Source organism: Bradyrhizobium sp. BRP20, assembly GCF_020194215.1.
GTDB lineage: Bacteria > Pseudomonadota > Alphaproteobacteria > Rhizobiales > Xanthobacteraceae > Bradyrhizobium > Bradyrhizobium yuanmingense.
The window spans coordinates 1-251 of sequence record NZ_JADYVY010000137.1 but is presented as its reverse complement, the minus strand read 5'-3'; the positions used below and the strand labels follow the sequence as shown (position 1 = coordinate 251).

Genomic DNA, 251 nt, shown 5'->3' with positions numbered 1-251 from the left:
CATCCGAGTTGCGAGTGAGGTCGCGTATCGTTGTAGTCGGCCCGCCAATGTCCGAGTTCGACGCGGGCCTGGGCCAGCGACGTGAACAGCGTCTCGTTCAACAATTCGTCTCGGAGACGGCCATTGAAGCTTTCGATGAAGGCATTCTGCGTCGGCTTGCCGGGCGCGATGTAATGCCAGGCGACGCGGCTCTGATCGGCCCATGTCAGGATGGCGTTGCTGGTCAATTCGGTGCCGTTGTCGCTGACCAC

Annotated in this window: 1 protein-coding gene; it reads right to left on the bottom strand. The window is 61.0% G+C overall.

Translation table 11 applies throughout. The features are described 5' to 3' along the window. The coding region (locus I6F33_RS38150; protein WP_225145817.1) for a transposase family protein at window positions 1–251 on the bottom strand (251 nt) is incomplete at both ends.